This is a genomic window from Streptomyces sp. NPDC030862, assembly GCF_055571835.1.
On the sequence record NZ_JBVIEN010000003.1, the window covers coordinates 685709 to 704405 of the forward strand.

An 18697-nucleotide genomic window follows, 5' to 3' on the forward strand; every position below is an offset into this window, starting at 1 on the left:
TCGCGGCACTCGCCGTGTCCCACCTTGCCAGAGTCGCATTAGGCGGGGGCTGTGACTCGTACAGGCGCAGTGACGTGCGGGGTCATGGTGTCTCTTTCCGGCCTGGCTGGCGTGGCGCATGTCACATGGCGCCTTGAGTGGCCACGCCTGACTCTGCTGGCGCCGCAGGTTCGGTGACTGGGAGGTGACAGGTGCCGCATCGGTCGGCTGTTCCGGAGCGCAGTCGTGTCGCGGCCCCTGCCGCGCGCGACAGCCTTCCCCGACTGTGACTGGGTGAGATGGGAAGCCCGTAGTCGAGCGCCAGGTCGTCGTGGGCAGGTGTATCCAGGGCACGTGTTTCCGTTGCGCGAAAGCCACTGAAAGTCCAGCGTGATGATCACCAGGGACAAGATCGATTTTCAAGGAGACCCTAGGCCTCCTCGCCGGGGCCCTCGTTCTGCAAAGTGCGCAGAGTGTCCGAGAGCTGGTCGGTCACCTCACTGGCCATCTGGCCGTGGCTGAAGATCTGGCCGATCGCCGCCTGCATGGACCTGAGGTCGCGTACCGACCCCGCGGCCAGACGTTCCAGGGTGACCCGGAACTCCGGGTTCTCAAACAGCCTCCGCGCTGCCGCGATCGCAACCGGGTCGTCTGCGACCCGGGGGACCTCCGGCAATCTGGGGACATCCTCCGGTGAGATGGGGCCCGGGCGCCTGAAGTCGAGGACCGTCAGGGCCTTGTCGGCCGTCGTGCTCAACAGGACCCGCGTCTCCCAGACGTACGCCAAGCGATCGTTTGGGAAGGCTAGGCGCGGCTTGCTCTCGGTGAGCACCCACCGCACCCACGCGGTGAACCAGTGGTGACCACCAACCTCACGGCCGCTCACCTCCAGCACCTTAAGCATCGCCACTTCGGTCGGTCGCCAAGGGGAGGCCAAGTCGGGACGCAGCCTGTCCATGCTCGCGACAGCATCTGCGGCAAGGGTTACCCGTAGGCCGTGAATCGTTCGGTAGCGCTTAGAAGCGGCCCGGGCCGCTTCCAAGATGGTCGCACGGGTCTCCTCGGTGTTGAGGAGCCCCTGAATCTCCTCGGCGCTGGCCTCCAGCTCCCGTGCGAACTTCGTCACGATGCCGTCGAGCGACGTGAACAGGAAGAACCGGTCTTCCATGCCGGCGATGTCCTTGTTCATCGGCACCGGGAACGACGTACCGTCGCCGAAGTCCGTCGTGTTGTCGCTGACGAAGTAGACCGTCTCTTCTGGATGGACGCGCGCATACTCGACCGCCGTCAGCCAGATCGCGGCATCGCGGGCGCCGGTCTTGTTCTTGCCGCTGTTGACGGTCTTGCACGGGGCGATCAGGTTCGTCTCCCGGAACATGGCCTGCTGATAGACCTCCGCGGAGGTCTCGATGACTTCCGCGATGGACGAATACCGCTCCCGCCAGTGATCACGCACGTGCTCGGCAGACCACCTACTGGGGTCGGGGACATGTGCCCAGGGTGTGGCCTTCCGGAGCTCGTCTATGGCATCCATGGCCACGTCGAGCTTCTTCCGGTAGGCCAGCGCTTGTTGTGCGGCGACCTCCTCCATGGCAATCCATGGAGCAGCCACGCGCTCGCCGTCCGCCGCCCGGATGGCACGGAGCACGTCCGCGGCGGGACCCCGCAGAGAGGTCCCCTTGAGGATGTTCGCGTCCAGGATGATCAATGCGCGGCACTCCGTCTTTCTCGGCTCCGAGGCATACGGCTCCAGCCTCTCAAGTTCTGATGCCGTCGGTCGATTCGATGTACTCGGTTTCTCGTTGCACTTTCGGCCATGCTCCGACACGCTTCGCGGCAGTCGTTCAACGCCAGTCCTTGCGGAACCCCGCTGAACCCCGCGGAACCCCGCTGAACCCTGCGGAAGCGAACGCGAGGCCCCTGGCCGAGAGCCGCTCGGGGCGCTTCGGGATCCGTGGCCGAGCTGCGAGACTCCCCTCGGGGCGAGCGGATCAGGCCAATCTGCTGAGATCTCTCCGGAGCGCTCTGCCATCACTCTGGCGACACTCTGAGACCCCTTACGCGCACTCTGAATACACCCTGGCCACACTCTGCCTACGCGCGGTTCATGGCGGGTTCCTACGGCGCCTCACGGCGCTGTCGGTTCCCGTTCTCTACCCTCGCGGTGAAAGGTCGATTCCGGCCTCCACCTCCACGATTACGCCCCGGCAGGAAGGATCTTCGTCATGCCCTAAAACCTCTCCGCGAGGGCGAGGTATAGACAACCGCTGCGTTCTGGCCAAGTTGGTGTGCAAGTACCTCGCAGGAGTTAGTCACAGTTAGCCGTAGTTGGTCATTACGTCCCCTTGCAGAACCTTGCACGGCCTTTCACCTGCGGTAACGCAGTCGCTTCCTATTTCCGCAGCCGGCACTCGCCAGCCTCGGCGGCCGGACTCTACGCTCCAGCCACACCCGGTTCTCGCGAAGTCCACCCGCCCCGCCCTCACGAGGGGAACGTTGCTGCACCCAAAGCTGCTTCGCCGTAAGACAAGTTGACGAGATCCAGCCAACTTGGCGTCCGGTCGCCTAGAGCTTTCTAGAGCCGACTAGACCCTGATCGACCTGATTGGTCTGTTCCGTTGGGTTCCTTTGAGTTCTCTTGCGGGTGACCTGCTGGAATGCGGTTTCCTGTGGTGCTTCCAGCCGCCGCTCGCCAGGGTTCAGGCCACGGTTCTACTCTCCAAACACGCTCCGGTTTCGCGGGGCTGTTCCCCCTTCAACGCGCCTTCCAACAAGGAGATTTCGCCATGCCCTCACGCCCTCGTGCCACCTGCCCCGTCTGCGGCCGAAACATCGCCCTGATGCCCACGCGCCGGACCGGGTACGGCTCCCTTGTCGATCACAAGCGGGAGCGTCAGCGCAAGGCCCTAGTGCTCTGCCCCGGCTCGGAAACGCACATGCCGTACACCGAGGCGTCCGGGTGGCAGCTCGAGTTTTCGAAGGACGCCGAGGCTACTCCACCCTCATCCGGAGAAGACTTGCTGCTGTTTTAAGGACGAGACAATTCCGGTTCATCCGTACGTCCAGGCTTGGCCGGTCTGCCGGTATTCCTCCACCGGGATCGGGCCGACGCCGGTCCTCATGCGGGCGGTGTACAGCAGCCCGTCGAGGTGGTCGATCTCGTGGTGGATGAGGCGGGCGAGGCCGCGCTCGTACACGGTGGTCACGGTTTCGCCGGTCAGGTTCGTGGTCTCGACGGTGATCTTCAGGGGGCGGGGGACGAGGCCGCGGACGTCGAAGAAGCTCAGGCAGCCCTCGTACTGCTCGTCCGCATCGTCGGAGCGGTCAGTGATCCGCGGGTTGAGCAGGATGATCGCCGGCGCATCAGCGGGCGGCTGGACGACGGCCGCAGCACGGCCGATGCCGATCTGCGGGGCGGCGATGCCCATGCCCTTGGCGAAAGGGTGCACCTGGCCGATCCGCTCCATCGCGGCGAAGAGCTCGTCGGTGATGCGCTCGGCCTCGTCGCGCTCGGCGGGCAGGGTGAAGGCGCGGGCCGGTTCGGCGAGAATGCCGGCGCCGTGCTGGACGACTCCGAGGTCCCGCATCCGCTGGCTGGGCCGCACGTCAATCACCTGAAGTCCCCTTGATCCGTGTTGTGTTCGGGCCGCGCCCGGAACCTCCACTCAAGACGGTACCGAGCATGCAGGGCGGGTGTGGTCGTGATCCATGTGAATTGCCGTAGTTCACCGTCATCGCTGCGGACGGGAGGGGTCCGCAGCGGTGAAGCTTCGGCGGTCATGGAGGTCTCGGTTCCCCACACGACCGGATCAAGGGCGGCGGGGAAGGCAAGCTGGACTTCCAGTTGTTCGGTGGGCAGGCGTACGGCCCGCTGGAACCAGTTCCCCCACTTCTCGTCACCGACGGTGTAGGCGTACTCGATCCACACCGATTCGCCCGGGTAGAGCGGGAAGCGGCCGTGTTCGTTGTCGAACAGCAGCCAGACCTCCTTGAAGGCGTCACGGTCGTGCTTGGCCTGCCACCGCATCGTCTCGCCCCGGCAGGTGGCCGTGAGGTCGAGTTCGTCCCAGGTCAGCGGGTGGGCCCGGTAGTGCGCGTTGGACCGCTCGGGGTCGCCGGGGTAGCGGTCGACGGAGATGCGGATCAGGTAGCGGGTCACGGGCTCCTCGCCGGTGTTCCGCAGCAGCCGCCGCATCGTGAGCCGGTACGAGCGTCCGTCGTACTGGAGCCTGGCGGCGTCGTGTTCAACGACAAGCGCGGAGCCGGTGGCGTACGGCTGCTCGGGCCTGCGCGGGGCCGGCGGGGCCACGGCCGGGCGCCGGGCTCTCGTCCGGGCCTGCTCGTAGTCGCACCAGCGCCGCCAGATCGCCTTCCCGGCGTTCAGCGTCTCTTCGGCGAGCCGGGCGAATTCCTCGCTCGGCTTGTGGCGACCGGACTCCATGTGGCTGACGTACGACGGGTCGAAGCCCATGGCCAGCGCTAAGCCCCGCTTGGACATGCCGCGTACTTCCCGCCACCGCGCGAGCTCGGCCGCGAAGTCCTCGGCCGCCTGCTCGACGGTGATCTCCTCGCTGTGCGCGTCCATCGAAGCCCCGCCCCGCGTCACTTGTTGGTGAGCATGAATGAACCGTGAGTGATCCAAGTTCATCATCCCGTCACGGCCCGCGTCGCCGTTTTCCTTCCCTCAGCGGCCCGGATCGACCCCCGGGCAGATGAGGGAGGCGACGCATCATGCGCGTGCTGTACCTGCTGAACATCTCCAACCCCGACCAGCTGTCCGCGGATTCGGGGTGGATCTTCGCGGACCTGCTCGGCCCGGCCCTGGCCGACGCCGGGGCCGAGGTAACCGTCGCGGCCCCAGCTCCGGCCGGGGACGACCGCTGCGGCTTCCACCAGACCAAGGTGCCCGGAACGAAGTACCGGGCCCGGTTCTCGGCGGACATCGACGAGCTGGTGGCGCTCATCCGGGCTGAGAAGCCGGATGTGGTGGTGGCCAACCAGGTCGAGGAGGCTCCGGCGATCCGCACGGCCCTGCTGGAGGCCGGATCGAACGCGCTGCTGGCCGGGTACTGCCACTACCTGCCGTTCTCCTTCACCGGCGGCGGCCAGCTCATGCTCGACCCCTCCCTGAACGACGCGGGGCTCGGGCGGCCGGTGCTGCTGGCCTTCGCCGCCGGCCTCGCCGCCTGCGACCGCGTGATGGTCCACTCCGCCACGGCCGCCTCCTGGGTGTCGGCCGCCGCCGCCCGGATGACCGTAGACCTCGGCGAGAAGCTGCGGGTGGTACCCGCCCCGCGCGACGAACGCCTGGTCCGCGACCCAGCCACCACCCGGCCCGCCTCCGGCACGGCGATCGGCATCTACAACCACCGGCTGTACGCGCACTACGGCACCGGGCAGTTCGTGGACCTCGCCCGCGACCTGGTGGCCTCCGGCACGGTACGGCTGCGGGTCATGGACCTGTTCGGCCAGCGCCGCGCCGAGCGCAAAGGCCTGGACGACAGCCCCGAAAGGATGCGGGACCAGCTCGCCGCGTTGCCGCACGTCCAGGTCGTCTCCGACCGCGGTGACCGCGTCCGCTACAAGAACCTGCTGGCCGGCGCCCGCTTCGGCATCGCCCCCTTCCGGCCGGGCTGCCCCTGGTCGATGAGCGTGATCGACTGCCAGGGCATGGGCCTGCCGGTCATCGCCCCGCGTCTGGGCTGGCTGGCCGAGCACATCGACCCCGAGCTGTGCTTCGCCACCCCGGCCGAGGCCGTCGTCCTGGCCGAGCGCCTGGCCACGGATGACGAGTTCCACGCCGTCCACGCCAAGCGGGCCCACGCCTCCACCGCCGACTTCGCCCCCGGCCTGGTCGCCGCCCGCTACCTGGAGGCCATCTCGTGACCAGCTTCGACGCCGTCTTCCTGTCGTACGACGAGCCGATGGCTAACTCCCTGCACTCCCGGCTCCAGCGGACGCTGGGCGGCACCGTCAAGCGGCTGCACGGTGTGCACGGGATGCGCCGGGCCTACCGGCTGTGTGCCGAGGTTGTCGAGCGCGAGCAGTTCTTCCTCGCCGACGGCGATTTCGCCATCGACCACGGCTTCGATGTGGCGGCCGTCGAGCCGCTGGATGAGTGCATCTCCATGCGGGTGTGGCGGGCGGCTAACCCGGTCAACGGCCTGACCTACGGCTACGGCGGGCTGAAGCTGATCCGCCGCAGTGCCCTGCGCGAGATGGGCGAGGCCGTGGACGTGCTGGCCGCCCTGCCGGGACGCATCGAGTTCGCCCAGGAGACGGCCGGGATCACCAGGTTCAACCAGAGCCCCTTCCACGCCTGGAAGGCCGGTTTCCGCGAGTGCGCGATGCTTTCGCGCGGCAGCGAGTACGGCATGGCCGACGACGACGCGCACAAGCGCGTCGAGGCATGGACGCTCAGCCGCAGCGGCGAGTTCGCCGCCTACGCCGCAGCCGGGGCCCGTGAGGGCGTCACCTTCGCCCGCCAGACCGCGCGCGCTCCGCAGCAGTTCGATCATCTCAACAATCCCACCTGGCTGCGGGAGAGGTTCACCGCCGCCCACGGGGACCAGGCGGTCTCGGGGTGACCGGCCCGCTCGTGCTCATCGAGCCGTACGCGAACCGCCTGGGCGGGCACCATCAGCGCACGCTGGTGGCCCTCGCCCAGGCCCGGCCCGGCAGCCTTGTCATCGCCCCGCACGGCGCCGCCCGAGACGCGGTGGTGGCCCTGCGCGAGGCGGGGGCCCGGCTGGCGACCGCGCCGGCCGGGCGGCGGGCAGCCGTGCTGCTGGCCGCCGCCCGGCTCGCAGCCGGGCTGTCGGCCGCCGGACAGCGGGTCTTCCGGTCGCGACGCTGGCCCCGCCGCCTGCGGCGGCTGCCGCACCAGATCACCCTGATCACCCGCTGCCTGACCGAGGCGTCCGCGTTGCGGTCCGCCCGTCGTCTGGAGTCCGGCGCCGACGCGGTGGTGATCCTGACCGCGAGCGAGGCCCTGCACGGGGCCGCCGCCCTCCTCGGCGGCCAGCCGCACCTTCGGTTCCTCCACGAGGCTGTGACCACCGAGGACGCCGTCGTGAGGCTGCTTGGCCGGCTCACCTGCCGGGGCGAGCAACGGGTGATCGCGGTGTACCCGACCCAGGCCGTCGGCGCTCAGTTCACTGCGGCCTTCCCCCACCTGCCAGCAGTGGTACAGGCCTTCGCGGTCGACGACGGCCGCCGCCTGACCGACGCTGAACGCAACGGCGGCCGGAAGGCCTTCGGCATTTCCGCCGCCGAAGCCACGGTGTGTCTGGTGGGCGGCTGGTGGCCGTACAAGGACATCGACGTCATCGACGCCGCCCTGGCCCGGCTGAAGGAGCCGCTGCACCTAGTGGTGGCGGGCGATCCGCTCGACGAAGCCGTACTCCAGCGGTGGCGGACCCTGCCCCACCTCCGCCTGCACACCGTGCCCGGTCCCGTCGCGGAAAGCGTGCTGCGGCTGGTCTACGGCGCCGCCGACGCTGCCCTGGTCGCCCGCCACCCCGGCGTCGGCAAGGAATCCGGGCTCGTGATGGACGCCGCCCGCCTCGGCGTCCCCCTCATCGTCTCCGACCACGACCCCGCCCTCACCGGCCGTCTGCACAGCCAGCCCTGGGCCCTGACCTTCCCCGCCGGCGACCCGGACGGTCTCGCCGCTGCCCTGCACGCCGTCATCCACCAGCCGCCCAAGCCTCCCGGCTCCGAGGCACCCGGCCTCGTCGGGATGTGGACGGCCGCCGAGCAAGCCGACTTCCTCACCCGAACCTTCACCCCGCTCACGGCCAAGGAGTCCCGATGCTGAGCACACCTCCAGCCCTGATCGCCGTCATCGGCCCCATCGAGCCTCCCCTGCTGGCCGCCTGGGTCCGCCACTACCGGTGGCTCGGCGTCGAGCGGTTCCTGATCGCCTTCCACTTCCCCGACCACGTCCCCGACACCCAGCGACACGAGCTCCAGGCCGCCTGCCGCGAACTCGGCATCATCCCCACCGGCACCAGCACCGGACCCTGGCACGAGCACACCAACACCCAGCTCCGCGACACCCTGCGACACCAGGCCGGCCCCGGCTGGCACCTGCTCGCCGACGCCGACGAGTTCCAGCAGTACCCCGCCCCGCTCTACGAGGTGATCGCCCAGGCCGAGAAGACCGGACACCGGGTGGTCGGCGGGCTGATGCTCGACCGCGTCGCCGCCAGCGGACGCCTGACCGGCTGGAGGCCCGAAGGCGGCCTCGACCTGGCCTATCCCCTCGGCGGCCACCTCACCCACCGGCTCCTGCACGGCGACCCGAGAAAGATCGTCCTCGCCCGCCACGACGTCACCGTCTCCTCCGGCAACCACCGCTCCCCCGGCCACCGGCCGAACGCGGACCGCATCTGCGCGGTTCACCATTTCAAGTGGCGCTCGGGCGTCCTGGACGACCTCCGCCGCCGGGTGCAGCACTTCACCTCCGGCACCTGGCAGGAACACACCCCAGCCGTCCGCGACGAGGCCAACCGCCTGCTCACCCACGTCGGCCAGCACGGCGGCGTGATCAACACCAGCGATCCGCGCTTCGCCCTCCGCCGAGTCAGCCTGGACCGAATGCCCTTCGGCTGGCCCTCCGAGGCCCGCAACATCTTCACCACCTGGCGTCCCCACGCCCACAGCGGCCAGGATTGACAGGCAGCACCCGCGCTCGCGGACACCATGTCGCGAAAGGATGACCACGTGCCCCTCGCCGTACTCCTGGCCGGCCTCACCGGCTCCGGGAAGACCACCGTCGCCCAAGCCCTGGCCGACCGCGGCTACCTCCGGCTGTCCGTCGACGAGGAGGTCCACCGACTCCACGGCCGCTACGGCGTGGACTACCCCGAGCACACCTACTTCGAGCGTGAACGGCCCGTGGTCGAAGCGATCCGGGACCGGTTCACCAAGGAGATCGAAGCCGGGAACGACGTCGTCCTCGACCACGGCCTGTGGCGCCGCAGCGAGCGCGATACCTGGCGGCAAGCCGCCCGCGAAGCGGGCGGCCACCCCCTGGTCGTCTACCTCCCCGCCGACCGCGACGAACTGCTGCGACGCCTGGCCGAACGCAACCAGCGCGAGGACGCCAACGCGCTGACCGTCTCCCCACAAGCCCTGGACGACTTCTTCGCCCGCTTCGATGCCCCGGCCGACGACGAAGACGTGATCGTCTACACCGGTGACCTGGACGTGCTCGTGACGGACCTCACCGAGGTCCGGGGGCAATAGCTCTGGGCTCGGTGAGGGCAGTCAGCTGCACGAACCGTACGGGGCCGTGTCGCTGCGGGATGCGGGCAGGCGGTGGACGTTGCCGACTGTGGCGGCCTGTTCCCTCAAACGCTCGATCTCCTCGTGCTGGGCCGTGAGCCGGGAGATGGCGAGGGTCTTGAACGCCGTGAGCTCGGCCAGTGCCTCGTCCCGTTTCGCGAGCCGGTCCTTGAGCTCGACGACCTGGGCCTTGAGCCGCTCGATCTGCGCCGCTCTGGGGTCGACCATCTGCCCGGCCTCCTGCAAAGTTTGAAGGCGTCGCTCGAACTCCTCAGCCAGGTGCTGGTAGGGGCCTGGCCGGGTGCTGCCGTCGCGGTTCTTCTTCGGGTAGAAGCCGGTGCGGGGCACCCCCGCTTCGGCGGCCAGGGTCTTCAGATCGCATTTCCCGCCGGGCGGAAGTTCCCCCCGCAGCAGCCGGTCCGTCGCGGCGCGGATAGCTTCCTCGTTGCGGGCCCGGTCCGCGTCACTGATCCGTGGCATGTCACTTGTCTCCGTCCGATGTACCGGCCGCCGTCATGATTTCGTCCACCACCCGCTGGGCCCGTTCCACCTCGGGCTCGAGCCGCTTCTTCTCGCCCTTGGGGAAGCGCGGGTTGGCCAGGAAGACCTTTCCGGTGCCGACCTGACTCTGCCAGACAGGCAGGTGACAGGGGTGATGGGTGGCCTGCGGGCAGCGGGCCGAGTCGCACATCCCACCCAGTGGCTTCGTCGCTTCCGGGGTGCCCGCCAGCTTCAGGCACAGGGCCTTGTGCGGGTCACGGAACCAGCAGTAGTTCGCGGTCTGCAGATGTAGGTGCTTGGACTGCTGCCTCAGCAAATTCTCCAGCCGACGCTCGGCCTCCAGCACGGCCGCAGTGCCCGGCTCGTGATCCTTGAGCGCCGCGTCGATGTGCTCGAACGCTGCGATTAGCTCCCGGGCCCCGGGACCCGCCGGCATGCGGCCCGCCCGGTAGTCCTCGAAGGCCTCCTTCGTGAGCTTCAAGTGGTTCTTGTCCTGCTCCCGCTCCACCTCGGCCAGCAGGTTGCCCTGGGAGCCGCCGGGCCGCATCGCATAGCCCTCGGTGGTGACCACGGAGACGTGCTTGAGGTGGATCTTCGCGGCCAGCAGCCCGCCGGGGCGGTGGGCCAGCGACAGAGCGAGCGTTCGCCGCAGCATCCGTCCGTTCACCGGACCAGCCGGGATCGGCGCCAGGCCGAGCCGCTGGCCGGCGGGGCTGTTGACCCACTCCCGCAGTCTCTTGTGCAGGAAGTCCATCGGCGAGCGGGCGAAGGCCCGCTGAGCGTCCCGGGCCTGGTTGAGGTGGGCGGCGAGCTTCACCGCCCGCCAGGCCGGTTCCAGTACCACCCATTCCTCGGCGACGCCGCCGAACTCCTGCCCCTTGATCAGCTTGCTGCCCAGCTTGAAGCGCTGGGTGCCGCCGGAGACGGTGACAGGCGGCTGCGGGGAGTCCGCGGTCAGCTCGTCCAGTTCCCCGGCCCGCATGCCGCTCAGGGCCGCGGCCAGGACCCGGCAGGCGGCCAGTAGAACGATCTGCAGGCTCCGCAGCTCGTCCCCGGTCAGCGGCAGAGTCCACGGCACCAGCTGCTGCGAGTCATCGGCTCGGGGCACCTGGGAGGCTTTCCGGCCGAACATGCCTGCGACCCCAACCTTGGCCACCACAGGCTCCAGGTACGGGCGAAGATCGTCGACCAGGTGGTCCGCGATCTTCGCGTATCTGGAACGGGTCGCCTGGCCGAAAAACTCGCCGATGTCGACGTTCAGGAGCGGATCGTCGGGCCGCCAGCCTCGTTTGACGCGCCGCGTGACCTGCCGGGCGTCGATGGTCAGCAGCGGTACCTGCTCGCGGACATGCCAGTCGGCGGCGGCCATGACAGCGGCGCGGTGCTTCGCCGTGACGGCCCGGGGGTTCTGCCCGCCCCTGCCGGCCCGGAACTCCAGCATGCGCTCGAGCTCCTCGGCCACCAGCGGCCCGAGCGTCTCCACCAGATACAGAGCCGCCGCCACCGTGGGCTGGAACACCTCCTCCGCCACCGGCGGCGTCGACGACAAGGCATAGGTTTCCCAGCCCGCGACCTCGCTGACCGTGTGCCCCTCCCACGGCGTGAACCCGGACCGGTAGGCGTCCACTGTGAACAACTCGCGGTAGATGGCCAGGTCCACGACCGGCCGCAGAATCGTCAACATGGTGCCCGGTGTGATCGGCCCGCTGCCCTGCCGCCGCTTGCGAGTACGGTGCGAGCGGAGCTCTCGGTAGACCTCGCAGTGTTCCTGCATCACCTCACTCAGTGAGGACATGCCTTGCTCGGTCACAAAGTTCATCCACCGCACGAGCTGCACGCAGAAGTTGAACGCCGACTCCGGCTTGTATGGCTCCCGCCGGGCCTCCGGCAGGGCCAGGACACGCTCGTGGCCGGGCACGACCAGCGCGAACACGTACTCCTTGGCGGTCAGCCGCAGGGCCGGGTTGGTGATGCCCGTGAAGTCCAGGCGCTTGACGTTGCTCCGCACCCCCTTGGGGAACTTCACTCCTGACAGGTCCCAGAAGTCCTCGTCGAACACGGGATACGGACCGTCCGACCACATGTCCCATCCGGCCTCGCGGCACACGTCCAGACCCGCGAACGGGGACTGCTGGGCCCACTGCCGGGGGATGGGACCGGCCAGGCTCTCCACGACCAGGGCACTAGCGGGGGTCACTGGGTTCCTTCCTCGGGCCGCAGGGGCAGCTCAGAGTCGATGTCGTCCACCTCGCCGGCTGCCTTCTCCAGCAGGCAGGCGTCGAAGCGAGGCAGGATGTCGTGGTCGAGGCGGTCGGCGTACGGGCCGAACACGGCCAGGAATTGCTGCACGGTCAGCTGCCGCGACTGACGGGCGAAGTAGGCCTTCAGCCGCAGCAGGTTGGGCGCGTGTCGAGGTGTGAAGACGGCCAGCGGACACAGCAGGCACACCCACGGCCGGGCCGGACACGGTTTGCCCTTGGGGCCGTGGAGTCCGGCAAGCTGGTTGGCGCACGCCGCGGTGAACACGTCCATCTCACCGCCCAGCAGCTCGGCCATCGCCTCGGCGTCCAGGCCCAGGCGGGCCGCCTGCTCGGGCTGCTCGGTGACGAAGTCGGCGGCCTCCTCATCGCTCAACACGATCGGCGGGCGACTGCGCCGCAAGATGTCAGCCTGGGCGTCCTCGATGATGGTCTCCACCGACTCGGCCTGCGCTGGCGTCGTGGACGAGACGTAGTGGCTGCCCTCCACCGCGGCCGTGTGATTCGGGTCGATCCTCGTACGACCAGTCCACCCCCGACGCGCCAACACATTGTGGTAGGTCGTGCGGATCCGCGCCGAGTGCAACAGCAGCGGCTCTCCCACGTCCGAACGCAGATTCAGCTCCTTCGCCAGCTGACGCCGGGCCTTCTCCCCGCTCTTGACGGCGGCCCGGGTGGACAGCACCGACAACTGGGCCTTCGCGCCGTCCGTGCTGCGGTACTCGGTGTCCAGGTAGACGAACAAGTCGCCGGCCATCGACTCCGGAGCCAGTCGCCGCACCGGCTCCGACAGCTCCAGCCAGCGCTCCAGCAGCCGCACGGCCCGAGCTGGAAGGTTCACCGATTCCGGGCCGCGGCGTCCCTTGACGTAGTCCATCAGCACCGTGCGGTCCCCGGTCCAGGTGAAATCGTGCAGCCCCAGATCCCGGATCCCGTCCGGGACAACGCCGCTGTAGACGCCGAACAGCAGACGCATGGCCGTCGCCACCTGCACCGGTGGGTACATCGCACTCCGCACAGCCCGGTACTGGCCGCCGACCCCGTCGCGGAAGTAGTCCACGGTCAGCCCCATAACCCTGGCCGCATCCGGGACCTTCAGCGGCCCATGCTCATGCACCAGCCACGCGAAGTTCTGCCGGTTCCGGCCGAGGTCGGAGCTGTCAGGGCCCAGTGCGGCCAGGTCGAGAACCTCACGCTGACGGACCATGATCTGCTGCAGATAGTCCCGCAGCCCAGTCTCGATCTGCCGCCACTCGCCGTCGGTGTACGGCTGCAGAGGCTTGCTCCGAGGCGGGCTCTTGACGGCCTTCCCGTCCAGATAGACCCGGATACCCGCGTCCACACGGTCCCCGCAGCCAGCCAGCAGGCGGCGGGTGTGGAAGACACGCCTGCCACCGACGGACATCCAGTACGACAGAACGTGGCTCGTGCGCAGATCCGCCAAGCGACCGTGAAAGCCCAGCGCAGCCAGCTCCGCGACCATCCGCCGGATCGTCGACGTGTACGTTACCGCGCTCTGACGTGCGGTGATGCGGCCCAGCGGATGCACCATCTGAACGAGGCCATGAGCGAGGTCCTCCGCCAGCTCCTCGTTGGCCGTGGCGCTCAAATCCCCTGTCCAGGCGGTGCCGTTAGGGAACGTGAACTCAATGCGCAGCGGAGCGTGCTCGACCCGGGTCACCATGTGGCATCCTCCTCGTCGTCGAACTCGGCGTCCGCTTCGGCAGCGGCCTGGCCGCTGTACTTGCCCGCCTCGTCGTAGAGCTCGCGGTAGATCCGCTGCACGTCCAGGCGCTGGATGTAAATCTCCGTGGTCGTCACGCTGGAGTGCCCGAGCAAATCGCGCAGCACCATCAGCGGGTCCGCCTTCGTCAGGTACAGCGACAGCGCGGCGTCCTCACCTGCGTCAGCTACCAGAGCGGCAGCCCGCTGATAGTGGCCCTTGACCAGCTTCTCCAGCGTCGCCATCGCAAACGTATGACGCAGCACGTGGGGGCCGACCGTCGGGAACCGCGGCTCGAAGTCCCGCCGGATGCGCTCCGAGGTTCGACGGAAGACGGTCGCCCAGTCGGTGAACGGGGTCCCGTCCGACTGCACCGCGATGATCGCGGGCGTGCCCTCCGGTGTTACCAGCCGCAGCCGCTCGTTCAAGGTCAGCTTGCGCCAGGAGACTCGGCGGCCGTTGACCTTCCCGCCCTCCCAGTCCGGCTCGGTGATCACCAACGGCTCGCCCAGGCGTGGGTCGGGGCGGTATGGGCGGCCCTCCGTCAGCATCGCGCGGTCCAGCTCGATGTACTGGTGCACCTCGGCCAGCGGGTCGTAACTGACCCACGTCTCCCGCGGCTTCTTGCCCTTGGTGATCTGCGCGGCTAGCGGGAACCGGACAGGAACCACGCTGCGGCGAGCCGGGAGAGCAGGCAGCTCGTACGTCAGCAGGTGCGTGAACTCCTGGGCCCGCAGGCCGCTGGAGGGCACCAGCGCACCCATCGCGGCGTTGCGCCCCAGGTGACGGCCGCGGAACGAGTCCGGCTCACCATCCGGGCGCAGGCCGGCCAGCGCCCGAAGGAACAGCTCAAGGAAGTCGCTCTCCAGATACTTCACCGTGACGTGCGGTTTCGCCCGCCGAACCGTGGCCGTGTTCCGTCGCGCGAGCTGCACGCCGGCCTCGGTGTACCGCCGGACCACCTGGTACGTGAACGGCACAGCCGGGCAGAGCCCCTCATCCTCAGCCCACGCATAGAAGCGGGCCACGGTATTGATGTTCTGGTCCCACGTGCCCTCGTCCCAGCGGGCCTCCAGCGGCCCCGCGAACCGGTACTCCGAGAACGCGCTCAAAGCGTCCCGCAAGGGCTGCCGCTCCCCGAGCGGATCAACGCCGAGCCGGGCGAGGAACTCCAGCCAGCACCGCAGAGCCTGCGCGTAGTTCTTCCAAGTCCGTGGCGACCGCGCCCCGTTGAGAGGTAGATCGCGCAGCCAGCGGTTGGCCGCCACTGTGGGCCGGGGTGCGCCATCGTCCTCGAAGGTCAAGTCCTCGTCGATCAAGACCGGCATGCCTTCTGGGATCAGCGGCTGACGCCCAAGCCCCCAACACTCCCAGCCCGCGCGGCTGTAGAAGATCAGATGCATGCCGTGCACCGTAAGATTGAGACTAGAGAGAGTGCAAGAGACTTTCGCAGCTTGCTCGTTCTCGGACTACCTCAATGAGACATAGAAACTAAGCAAGGATTACGTCCGAGTACGCGATGGGGACGCTGGCGGCCTGCGCCTTCGCGGCCGTGCTCTACAAGATCGTCACGAGCGACGCGGTGTCGGGACGGCTGGAGTCGGTGATCGGGAGGGCGCTCGATGCGCAGTTCTGAAGCCGCGCCCGCCGGCGGTGACCGGGGCTTCGCGCTCGCCGTCGATGACCGGGGCTCCGTGACCGCCGAGGCGGCGGTGGTGATCCCTGCCCTGGTGGCCTTCACGATGGTGCTGATCTGGGCGCTGGCGGCGGCCGCCGCACAGATCCAGTGCGTGGACGCAGCACGCGCCGGGGCGCGGGCGGCGGCCCGCTCGGAGCCCCGCGAAACCGCTGTGGCAGCCGCCCGCTCGGCGGCCCCGACGGGGGCGCGTGTGTCGATGGAGCGGGCCGGTGAGCTGTGGCGGGTACGGGTGGAGGCCCCGGCGCCGGGGCCGGGCACGCTCGCCTTGACCCTGCGCGCGGAGGCGGCCGCGCTCGCCGAGGACACCGTGGGGGTGGAGCCGTGAGGGGGCCGGCCCGGCCGCCGGCCCCGGCGGTCGCCCGGAGCGCGTGCCGCCGCGAGGACCGGGGCAAGGTGAGGGGCGCCGCCGACCGGGGTGTCGCCACCGTGTGGGTCGTCATGGCGGCGAGCGTGCTGTGCACGGTCTTCGCGGTGGTCCTGGCCCTGGGCCAGGCCGTGGCCGCCCGGCACCGGGCGGGTGGAGCGGCCGACCTGGCCGCCCTCGCGGCGGCCGACCTGGCCCTGTGGGGCGGCGAGCACCCCTGCGCCGCGGCGGCCCGGGTCGCCCGCGCCCAGCAGGCCGAGGTGGTGCGGTGCGCCGTGCGCGGCGAGATCGCCGACGTGACCGCACGGGCCCGTTTCGGGCCGTACGCGCCGCAGGTCAGGGCGAGGGCGGGGCCTCCTCGGGGGCAGCCGGGGCTCCCCGCAGCAGTTCCGTGAGCAGGCGCACGGCGCCGCGCTTGTGCAGCGGGTCGTTGCCGTTGCCGCACTTGGGCGACTGGATGCAGGAAGGGCAGCCCGCCTCGCACTCGCACGACGCGATCGCCTCACGGGTCGCGGTGAGCCACTCACGGGCGGTGTGGAAGGCGCGCTCCGCGAAGCCCGCTCCGCCCGGATGGCCGTCGTACACGAAGACCGTCGGCAGCAGGGTGTCCGGGTGGAGCGGGACGGACACCCCGCCGATGTCCCAGCGGTCGCAGGTGGCGAAGAGCGGCAGCAGGCCGATGGAGGCGTGCTCGGCGGCGTGCAGGGCCCCGCCCAGCTGCTCCGGGTTCACCCGGGCGGCGTCCAGCTGGTCCTCGGTGACGGTCCACCACACGGCGCGGGTGCGCAGGGTGCGCGGCGGCAGGTCGAGTTTCGTCTCGCCGAGCACCTCGCCGGTGATCAGGCGGCGGCGCAGGAAGGAGACGACCTGGTTGGTGACCTCGACGGAGCCGTAGCAGAGGCGCCCGTCGCCCCACGGGATCTCGGTGTCGGTCTCCAGCACGGAGATGGAGGTGGTGTCGCGGGCGGTGGTGGAGTACGGCGGATTGGCCTCCTCGACCAGGGCCACCGAGTCCTTCAGGTCCAGCTCCTTCACCAGGTAGGTGCGGCCCATGTGGAGGTGGACGGCGCCTTCGTGGACGGCGGCGTGGGAGGCGGGCTCGTCGACCGTGCCCAGCAGCCGGCCCGTGCCCGCCTCGACGATCCGGACGGGGCTGCCGCCCTCGCCCCGGATGTCCGTCAGGTCGGCGGCCCGTTCGCGGCGCGTCCAGTACCAGCCCGACGCGCGTCGCCGGAGCAGGCCGGCCGACTCCAGCTGCGGCAGCAGGTCCGGAGCGGCCGGGCCGAACAGCGCCATGTCGGATTCGGTGAGCGGCAGCTCGGCCGCCGCCGCGCACAGATGGGGGGCGAGGACGTAGGGGTTGTCCGGGTCGAGGACGGTCGACTCGACCGGCCGGCGGAACAGCGCCTCGGGGTGGTGCACGAGGTACGTGTCCAGCGGGTCGTCGCGGGCGACCAGGATCGCGAGCGCCCCCTGGCCGGAGCGCCCGGCGCGGCCCGCCTGCTGCCACAGCGAGGCCCGGGTGCCGGGGTACCCGGCGATCACGACGGCGTCCAGGCCGGAGACGTCGATGCCCAGCTCCAGGGCGGTGGTCGCGGCGAGCCCGAGCAGCTCGCCGGAGTGCAGGGCCCGCTCCAGCGCCCGGCGCTCCTCGGGGAGGTAGCCGCCCCGGTAGGCGGCGACCCGCTGGGCCAGCGAGCGGTCGACCTCCGCCAGGCGCTCCTTCGCGATGACGGAGATCAGCTCGGCGCCGCGCCGGGAGCGTACGAAGGCGACCGACCGGACGCCCTGGACGGTCAGGTCGGTCAGGAGGTCGGCGGTCTCCGCGGTGGCGGTACGGCGGACCGGGGCGCCCTGTTCGCCCTGGAGCTCGGTCAGCGGCGGCTCCCACAGGGCGAAGACCAGCTCGCCGCGCGGCGAGGCGTCGTCGGCGACCTCGGCCACGGGCAGACCGGTGAGGCGCCCGGCGGCCAGGGCCGGCTGGGCGGCGGTGGCGGAGGCGAGGAGGAAGACGGGGGAGGAGCCGTAGCGGGCGCAGAGGCGGCGCAGGCGCCGCAGCACCTGGGCGACGTGGGAGCCGAAGACGCCCCGGTAGGTGTGGCACTCGTCGATGACGACGTAGCGCAGGGCGCGCAGGAAGGAGGACCAGCGGGGATGCGACGGGAGTACGCCCCGGTGGAGCATGTCCGGGTTGGTCAGCACGTAGTTGGCGTACTGGCGGACCCACTCCCGCTCCTCGATGGGCGTGTCGCCGTCGTAGACGGCGGGCCGGACGCGGTTGCCCAGGGGGGCGGCCAGCGCCTTGACCGAGCGCCGCTGGTCGGCGGCGAGGGCCTTGGTGGGGGCGAGGTACAGCGCGGTGGCGCCCCGGCCGTTGGGCGCCTCCGAGCCGTCGAGCAGTGCGGACAGGACGGGCGCCAGATAGGCGAGCGACTTGCCGGAGGCGGTGCCGGTGGCGATGACGACCGACTCCCCGTCGAGGGCCAGCTCCGCGGCGGCGGCCTGATGGGCCCACGGATGGTCGATACCGGCCGCCCCGATGGCCTTGATCACCTCCGGCCGGATCCGATCGGGCCAGAGGGCATGCCGACCCGCCCGAGGGGGCAGGTGCTCCGTATGAGTGATGCGCGCAGCCCGGTTCGCCCCCGCGGTGAGCCGGTCGAGGACCGTGCCGGGGGAGGGGCGGGAGCCCACGTTCTCGGGAGGTCGACTGGGGCGGTGATTCATGGCCATCGGCACCGAGTGTGTCACCGGCCTGACCGACAATGCTCCCAAGGCGTCGTGCATGGCTGCTGGTAAGTGATTGAATGCCATCGCGGCTGGCGATCGGTCCCCGGGCTCCGCTGGGGAGATCCGAGGGACGACCGCTCGATAGCAAGGTG

Annotated in this window: 15 protein-coding genes and 1 pseudogene; 8 read left to right on the forward strand and 8 right to left on the reverse strand. The window is 69.9% G+C overall.

Annotated elements, in window-relative coordinates; all coding sequences use genetic code 11:
- Window positions 1-409 precede the first annotated feature (409 nt).
- From ACZ42X_RS11225 to ACZ42X_RS11235, 3 genes are all read right to left on the reverse strand, one after another.
- Window positions 410-1687 carry a PIN domain-containing protein gene (locus tag ACZ42X_RS11225; RefSeq protein WP_468287022.1) on the reverse strand — a complete coding sequence of 426 codons (1278 nt, stop codon included), beginning with the start codon at window positions 1685-1687 and terminating at the stop codon, window positions 410-412.
- 1342 nt (window positions 1688-3029) lie between these two features.
- Window positions 3030-3593 carry a peptide deformylase gene (locus ACZ42X_RS11230; RefSeq protein ID WP_468287025.1) on the reverse strand — a complete coding sequence of 188 codons (564 nt, stop codon included), beginning with the start codon at window positions 3591-3593 and terminating at the stop codon, window positions 3030-3032.
- The gene (locus ACZ42X_RS11235) at window positions 3590-4564 is read right to left on the reverse strand and encodes a helix-turn-helix domain-containing protein (RefSeq protein WP_468287028.1); all 975 of its coding nucleotides are present in this window, start codon (window positions 4562-4564) and stop codon (window positions 3590-3592) included. The genes ACZ42X_RS11230 and ACZ42X_RS11235 overlap by 4 nt, the downstream gene beginning before the upstream one ends.
- 146 nt (window positions 4565-4710) lie before the next feature.
- Between ACZ42X_RS11235 and ACZ42X_RS11240 the strand changes: the two genes are divergently transcribed.
- The 5 genes from ACZ42X_RS11240 to ACZ42X_RS11260 are packed head-to-tail and all read left to right on the forward strand — an operon-like array spanning window position 4711 to window position 9231.
- Window positions 4711-5865: a glycosyltransferase gene (locus ACZ42X_RS11240; RefSeq protein WP_468287031.1), complete on the forward strand. Its 1155-nt coding sequence runs from the start codon at window positions 4711-4713 to the stop codon at window positions 5863-5865.
- Complete coding sequence (locus ACZ42X_RS11245; RefSeq protein WP_468287034.1) at window positions 5862-6566, forward strand: hypothetical protein; 705 nt, start codon at window positions 5862-5864, stop codon at window positions 6564-6566. Before ACZ42X_RS11240 ends, ACZ42X_RS11245 begins: the two co-directional genes overlap by 4 nt.
- A complete protein-coding gene (locus ACZ42X_RS11250) occupies window positions 6563-7798 on the forward strand; it encodes a glycosyltransferase (protein WP_468287037.1) in 1236 nt (411 codons plus the stop codon). The genes ACZ42X_RS11245 and ACZ42X_RS11250 overlap by 4 nt, the downstream gene beginning before the upstream one ends.
- Complete coding sequence (locus tag ACZ42X_RS11255) at window positions 7792-8658, forward strand: glycosyltransferase family 2 protein (RefSeq protein WP_468287040.1); 867 nt, start codon at window positions 7792-7794, stop codon at window positions 8656-8658. Before ACZ42X_RS11250 ends, ACZ42X_RS11255 begins: the two co-directional genes overlap by 7 nt.
- Window positions 8659-8706: 48 nt before the next feature.
- Complete coding sequence (locus ACZ42X_RS11260; protein WP_468287042.1) at window positions 8707-9231, forward strand: P-loop nucleotide/nucleoside kinase family protein; 525 nt, start codon at window positions 8707-8709, stop codon at window positions 9229-9231.
- 21 nt (window positions 9232-9252) lie between these two features.
- Here the strand turns inward: ACZ42X_RS11260 and ACZ42X_RS11265 are convergent, their stop codons facing one another.
- The 4 genes from ACZ42X_RS11265 to ACZ42X_RS11280 all read right to left on the reverse strand — a co-directional run bounded on the left by ACZ42X_RS11265 (window position 9253) and on the right by ACZ42X_RS11280 (window position 15155).
- Entirely contained in the window at window positions 9253-9750 is a 498-nt protein-coding gene (locus tag ACZ42X_RS11265; protein ID WP_468287045.1) for a hypothetical protein, read from the reverse strand.
- Between the two features lies 1 nt (window position 9751).
- Window positions 9752-11830, reverse strand: a complete 2079-nt coding sequence (locus tag ACZ42X_RS11270) for a hypothetical protein (RefSeq protein WP_468287047.1) — start codon at window positions 11828-11830, stop codon at window positions 9752-9754.
- Between the two features lie 134 nt (window positions 11831-11964).
- On the reverse strand, window positions 11965-13713 hold the full coding sequence (locus tag ACZ42X_RS11275; RefSeq protein ID WP_468287050.1) for a hypothetical protein: 1749 nt from the start codon (window positions 13711-13713) through the stop codon (window positions 11965-11967).
- Window positions 13707-15155 (reverse strand): tyrosine-type recombinase/integrase, encoded by a 1449-nt coding sequence (locus tag ACZ42X_RS11280; protein ID WP_468287052.1) that lies wholly within the window; start codon window positions 15153-15155, stop codon window positions 13707-13709. Before ACZ42X_RS11280 ends, ACZ42X_RS11275 begins: the two co-directional genes overlap by 7 nt.
- A 101-nt stretch (window positions 15156-15256) precedes the next feature.
- On the opposite strand from ACZ42X_RS11280, the pseudogene ACZ42X_RS11285 reads away from it, so the two are divergent.
- The 3 genes and pseudogenes from ACZ42X_RS11285 to ACZ42X_RS11295 all read left to right on the forward strand — a co-directional run.
- Window positions 15257-15388: pseudogene (locus ACZ42X_RS11285) on the forward strand (DUF4244 domain-containing protein); the annotation flags it as partial.
- Window positions 15389-15446: 58 nt separating this feature from the next.
- A complete protein-coding gene (locus ACZ42X_RS11290; RefSeq protein WP_468287497.1) occupies window positions 15447-15776 on the forward strand; it encodes a TadE family type IV pilus minor pilin in 330 nt (109 codons plus the stop codon).
- On the forward strand, window positions 15773-16210 hold the full coding sequence (locus ACZ42X_RS11295) for an Rv3654c family TadE-like protein (protein ID WP_468287055.1): 438 nt from the start codon (window positions 15773-15775) through the stop codon (window positions 16208-16210). The genes ACZ42X_RS11290 and ACZ42X_RS11295 overlap by 4 nt, the downstream gene beginning before the upstream one ends.
- On the opposite strand, the gene ACZ42X_RS11300 is transcribed toward ACZ42X_RS11295, so the two are convergent.
- Complete coding sequence (locus ACZ42X_RS11300; RefSeq protein WP_468287058.1) at window positions 16152-18629, reverse strand: DEAD/DEAH box helicase; 2478 nt, start codon at window positions 18627-18629, stop codon at window positions 16152-16154. The two genes, ACZ42X_RS11295 and ACZ42X_RS11300, sit on opposite strands and share 59 nt — an antisense overlap.
- Window positions 18630-18697: the final 68 nt, after the last annotated feature.

Bases quoted from the DNA above. Each gene is read 5' to 3' on its own strand.
- ACZ42X_RS11235 (WP_468287028.1), bottom strand. From the start codon at position 4,564: ATGGACGCGCACAGCGAGGAGATCACCGTCGAGCAGGCGGCCGAGGAC.
- ACZ42X_RS11240 (WP_468287031.1), top strand. From the start codon at position 4,711: ATGCGCGTGCTGTACCTGCTGAACATCTCCAACCCCGACCAGCTGTCC.
- ACZ42X_RS11255 (WP_468287040.1), top strand. From the start codon at position 7,792: ATGCTGAGCACACCTCCAGCCCTGATCGCCGTCATCGGCCCCATCGAG.
- ACZ42X_RS11265 (WP_468287045.1), bottom strand. From the start codon at position 9,750: ATGCCACGGATCAGTGACGCGGACCGGGCCCGCAACGAGGAAGCTATC.
- ACZ42X_RS11275 (WP_468287050.1), bottom strand. From the start codon at position 13,713: ATGGTGACCCGGGTCGAGCACGCTCCGCTGCGCATTGAGTTCACGTTC.
- ACZ42X_RS11280 (WP_468287052.1), bottom strand. From the start codon at position 15,155: ATGCATCTGATCTTCTACAGCCGCGCGGGCTGGGAGTGTTGGGGGCTT.
- ACZ42X_RS11300 (WP_468287058.1), bottom strand. From the start codon at position 18,629: ATGGCATTCAATCACTTACCAGCAGCCATGCACGACGCCTTGGGAGCA.